The organism is Actinomadura atramentaria DSM 43919 (assembly GCF_000381885.1).
Lineage (GTDB): Bacteria > Actinomycetota > Actinomycetes > Streptosporangiales > Streptosporangiaceae > Spirillospora > Spirillospora atramentaria.
Genome location: NZ_KB907238.1, coordinates 1 through 4,952 on the forward strand (window position 1 = coordinate 1; position 4,952 = coordinate 4,952).

Here is a 4,952-nt window from a genome sequence, read left to right on the forward strand (position 1 = left end):
AAGGCCCAACGACGCACCAGAGGGGCGAACCCCCAGCACGCCAAACCTTAAAAGGATCGAAATCCCAGCAATGCGCCGACTCCATCAAAAGAGCCGACGACTGCCTCAAAGAAATCCCCGCCACCATCGTCAGACGACAGTGACCACGGGGCGGCCGAGCAAACCGAAAGGTCACCCGGCCGATAAAGGCACTGGCTTTTAACACGCTGTTGAGTTCTCAAGAAACGGACACCCACCGCGCTCCGACCGCTTCCGCGATCCTCGCTCCGGGGCGACATTTCTTACTTTACCGGTTCCGCCCGGACTGTCAATTCCGCGCTTTCCCGGCTCCTCCGATTCGGACCGCTTTCGCGACCCGTCCTGAAGGCCCTGCTATTTCACCAGATTCCGCTCGGTTGTCAAAACCGGGCCGTTTCCGATGCCGCCACCGCGACGGGCGCACGACAAGTGCCGTGGTGCTCGGTTCGGTGGTGGTTCCCCCGGGTCGGCCGCCGTCAGGCGTCCGGGCTCCCCGTGGGGCGAAGTGAACAGTATGCCCATGCGGCAGCGGCGTCAAACCGTTCGGCGAAAGTTCTTCTCCGTGTCGCGGAGAGAACGTCCGGCCGTGGCTCGGCGCGTGCTCCGTCCTGCGGGCGGATCGTGCCCGCGACGTGCGCGGACACACGGATCGACGTGGCTTCGAGGGCGCTGCGCGCTCTCGTCGCGCCCGGCTACATGGTGTTCAACGCTCGACACGACTGGGACGTTCCCGACCGCGTGAACGTGGTGCGCGTCACTTCGCGGCAACGAGCACGGCAAGATGTCCGAGTTCTACAAGACGGCGGGCCGGGGCCGTCCCGATGCTGGGACGCATGTCCATTGATCTCAACGCCGCGTCCCGGTTCATGGCCGGGCACGCACGTCTCCTCGACCGGTGGCGGTTCGCCGCGCTTCTCGGCGCGGGCTCGTCGGACGCCGTCCTCGCCGCGCTGCGCGGATACCGGAACCCCGACGGCGGCTACGGTTCCGGGCTCGAACCGGATCTCCGCGCGGTCGGGAGCCAACCGTCCGCCGCGTTCCACGCGTTCGAAGTGCTCGCTGAGCTGCCCGCCGACGCCGCAGCGGCGGATGCGCGCGCGCTCGCGGACTGGCTGATGACCGTCACCCTCCCGGACGGCGGCCTGCGGTTCGCGGTCCCGATCGACGACCCGACCGCGTGCGCGCCGTTCTGGGTCGGCGCTGACTCGACCGTCTCGTCCCTGCAGATCACGTCGATCGTCGCGACGCACGCGCACCGCGTCCCGTCCATCGCCGGCCACCCCTGGCTCGACCGCGCGACCGCGTACTGCCTGCGGGCGATCGACGCGCTCGACGGTCCGCCGCACGCCCTGGTGCTCGCGTTCGCGGTCAAGTTCCTCGACGCGGTTCACGGGACCATCCCGGAGGCAGCCGGGCTCCTTCAACGGCTCGGCCGGTTCGTTCCCGGGGACGGGCTCGTGCCCGTCGAGGGCGGCCTGGCCGACGAGACGATGCGGCCGCTCGACTTCGCCCCGCTGCCGGGCGGTCCGGCGCGCGCCCTGTTCGCCGCGAGCGTCATCGACGCGGAGCTCGACCGGCTCGCCGCGCTTCAGCGCGACGACGGCGGCTGGACGACCGACTTCGCCAGTTACTCCCCCGCCGCCGCCTTTGATTGGCGCGGCTACAAGACCGTCGAGGCCGTCGCCCTCCTGCGCGCCAACGGCCGGATCTGAGTCAGGGCTGCACGACGAACCCGCCGAGGAATAGCACGCCCTCCGCCACGACCCAGCCGAGGGCCGCGACGGTGAGGCGGGCGGCGTTCCGGGACGGGCGGCGGCGCAGATCGTGCGACGCCCACGACGCGAGGGCGAGCACGGCCGCCGCGGCGGCGAACGGGGTCGAGAGCAGGACCGCCACCGCGAACCCGTCCGAGCAGGCCGGGTCGCGGGCGGGGCCGTCGCCGCAGAAGCCGCTCTCGCCCCATCCGCCGTACGTCGAGCAGGCCCAGAGCGCGGCCAGCAGGAGGTTCGCGATCGACGGGACGGCCGGGGAGATCCGCCGCCCGTCGGTCCGCTCCTGCATCGTCCGCATGGTCCGGTACCTACCCAGCCGACCGGGTCGGGGGCACGTCCGTCAGATGATTTCTTTGTGCTCGTGGAGGGCGAGGTCCATCGCGATGGCCGCGCCGACGACGAGCGTCCGCAGCGGTTCCGGGACGTCGTCGGCGATCTCGACGTCGTACTTGTCGGCGGTGGTCAGCAGGTGCGTCGCGATGCCCGCGAAGCGCTTCCGGACCGTCCCGACCTGGTTGCGGTCGGGGTCGGTGATGGTGAAGTTCCGCTGGGCCAGATCCGCGACGAGCGAGCCGACCTTGTGCTCGTCCGGGTCGCGCAGCGTGAACTCGCGGCCCGCGTAGCGGGTGTTGTAGGTGCCGATGGTGGTGCCGTCCGGGCGGCGCAGCGTGATCAGCGTCCGGCCGGCGGCCTTGTCCACCTCGAAGAGCGGTTCGCCGTCCGGCGTGGAGAGCGTGACGGCACGGGCGTCGAGATCGGACGCGCCGCCGCGCAGCGCGTTGCGGACGCCGTCGCCGCGGCGGCGCTCGCCGACCCGTTCGGCGACGGCGAGGAGCGTCCCGGAGTCGTCCAGGACGCGGTAGCGGACCGATGAGCCGCGCCGGGGCTGCTCGACGCGGAGGGCGGGGGCGGTGAAGAGTTCGCTCACCCGCCGATCGTGCCAAGCCCCGGCCGCGATGGGAAACCCGCGGCCCGCCCGGAACGCCGCGAGGGGCGGCCCCCCGACGGGGACCGCCCCTTGCGTGCGCGCGGAACCGCGAACCGATCGGGGACCGGCTCAGAAGTCCATGCCGCCGCCGTCGGGCATGCCGCCCGCCGGGGCCGGGTTCTTCTCCGGCTTCTCCGCGATGACGGCCTCGGTCGTCAGGAACAGCGCGGCGATGGACGACGCGTTCTGCAGCGCCGACCGCGTCACCTTCGCCGGGTCCAGGATGCCGGACTCGAACATGTTGACGTACTCGCCGGACGCGGCGTTCAGGCCCTCGCCGGGGGTCAGGTTGCGCACCTTCTCCACCACGACGCCGCCCTCGAGGCCGGCGTTGACGGCGATCTGCTTGAGCGGCTCCTCCAGGGCGCGGCGGACGATCTGCGCGCCCGTGGCCTCGTCGCCCGACAGCTCCAGCTTGTCGAACGCCTTGGTGCCGGCCTGCAGCAGCGCGACGCCGCCGCCGGGGACGATGCCCTCCTCGACCGCGGCCTTGGCGTTGCGCACCGCGTCCTCGATGCGGTGCTTGCGCTCCTTCAGCTCGACCTCGGTGGCCGCGCCGGCCTTGATGACCGCGACGCCGCCCGCGAGCTTGGCCAGGCGCTCCTGGAGCTTCTCGCGGTCGTAGTCGGAGTCGGTCGAGTCGATCTCGGTGCGGATCTGGTTGACCCGGCCCGCGATCTCGTTGGCGTCGCCCGCGCCGTCGACGATGGTGGTCTCGTCCTTGGAGACGACGACCTTCCGGGCGCGGCCCAGCATGTCGAGGGTGGTGTTCTCCAGCTTGAGGCCGACGTCCTCGGAGATGACCTGGCCGCCGGTCAGCGTGGCGATGTCGCCCAGCATGGCCTTGCGGCGGTCGCCGAAGCCCGGCGCCTTCACCGCGACGGACTTGAAGATGCCGCGGATCTTGTTGACGACCAGGGTCGCCAGGGCCTCGCCCTCGACGTCCTCGGCGATGATCAGCAGCGGCTTGCCGGACTGCATGACGCCCTCGAGCACGGGCAGCAGGTCCTTGTTGGCGGACGCCTTGCCCTGCACGATCAGGATGTACGGGTCGTCGAGCGACGCCTCCATCCGCTCCGGGTCCGTCACGAAGTAGGGCGAGATGTAGCCCTTGTCGAAGCGCATGCCCTCGGTGAGCTCCAGCTCCAGCCCGAAGGTGTTGCTCTCCTCGACGGTGATGACGCCTTCCTTGCCGACCTTGTCCATCGCCTCGGCGATCATCTCGCCGATCTGCGCGTCACCGGCCGAGATGGAGGCCGTGGAGGCGATCTGCTCCTTGGTCTCCACGTCCTTGGCGAGCTTGTGCAGCTCCTCGCTGACGCGCTCGACGGCCGCCTCGATGCCGCGCTTCAGCGACATCGGGTTGGCGCCCGCGGCGACGTTGCGCAGACCCTCGCGTACCAGCGCCTGGGCCAGGACGGTCGCGGTCGTCGTGCCGTCGCCGGCGACGTCGTCGGTCTTCTTGGCGACCTCCTTGACCAGCTCGGCCCCGATCTTCTCCCACGGGTCCTCGAGCTCGATCTCCTTGGCGATCGACACACCGTCGTTGGTGATCGTGGGGGCGCCCCACTTCTTCTCCAGCACGACGTTGCGGCCCTTGGGACCGAGGGTCACCTTCACGGCGTCAGCGAGCTGGTTCATGCCGCGCTCAAGACCCCGGCGGGCCTCCTCGTCGAACGCGATCATCTTTGCAGCCATAGGGCTCCAGTCCTCCCGGAACAGGTGGCCATGAACGGATCTGGACGACGCCCGCGACGGACGGCCCCACCCGCACGGCTGCCATTCCGCCGCCGGGCTGAGACCTCATCGTCCGACCCATGCTGTGGTTGTCACTCTCCACAGCAGAGTGCCAATGATGTGTTTAGCACTCTACCCAGTCGAGTGCAAGAAGTGTCATTGCGGGGGGTCGACCCCCCGCACCCCCCGCGGCGCGAAGCGCCGCATCCTCGCTCCGCTGGCGCTCCGCTGCGGTGCGGCCCTTCGCGCTGCGCGCGCCCGGCCGCTCGCCTGGCGGCTCGCGGCCGTGCGCGCGCGGGGCACCCCCCGGAGTTTTCGTCCCGGTTCGGGTGGAGACCCCCCTTGGCCGCCCTTCGTTGCGGGGCCTTTTCGCTCGCTGCGCTCGCTTCGGCGGCCCCGCTACGGTCACCGTCTCGTCTACGAGGGTTCCGTGAGAG

4 protein-coding genes are annotated in these 4,952 nt (G+C 70.6%); 1 reads left to right on the top strand and 3 read right to left on the bottom strand.

Features of this window, described 5'->3' with window-relative positions; all coding sequences use genetic code 11:
- The first annotated feature begins 851 nt into the window (after positions 1-851).
- Complete coding sequence (locus G339_RS0131880) at positions 852-1,730, top strand: hypothetical protein (RefSeq protein ID WP_026341964.1); 879 nt, start codon at positions 852-854, stop codon at positions 1,728-1,730.
- 1 nt (position 1,731) lies between these two features.
- Here the strand turns inward: G339_RS0131880 and G339_RS0131885 are convergent, their stop codons facing one another.
- The 3 genes from G339_RS0131885 to groL form a co-directional block, all read right to left on the bottom strand.
- Positions 1,732-2,079 carry a hypothetical protein gene (locus G339_RS0131885; protein WP_157408151.1) on the bottom strand — a complete coding sequence of 116 codons (348 nt, stop codon included), beginning with the start codon at positions 2,077-2,079 and terminating at the stop codon, positions 1,732-1,734.
- Positions 2,080-2,130: 51 nt separating this feature from the next.
- On the bottom strand, positions 2,131-2,718 hold the full coding sequence (locus tag G339_RS0131890; RefSeq protein ID WP_019635117.1) for an LURP-one-related family protein: 588 nt from the start codon (positions 2,716-2,718) through the stop codon (positions 2,131-2,133).
- Between the two features lie 129 nt (positions 2,719-2,847).
- Positions 2,848-4,476, bottom strand: a complete 1,629-nt coding sequence (groL, locus tag G339_RS0131895) for a chaperonin GroEL (RefSeq protein ID WP_026341965.1) — start codon at positions 4,474-4,476, stop codon at positions 2,848-2,850.
- Between the last annotated feature and the right edge of the window lie 476 nt (positions 4,477-4,952).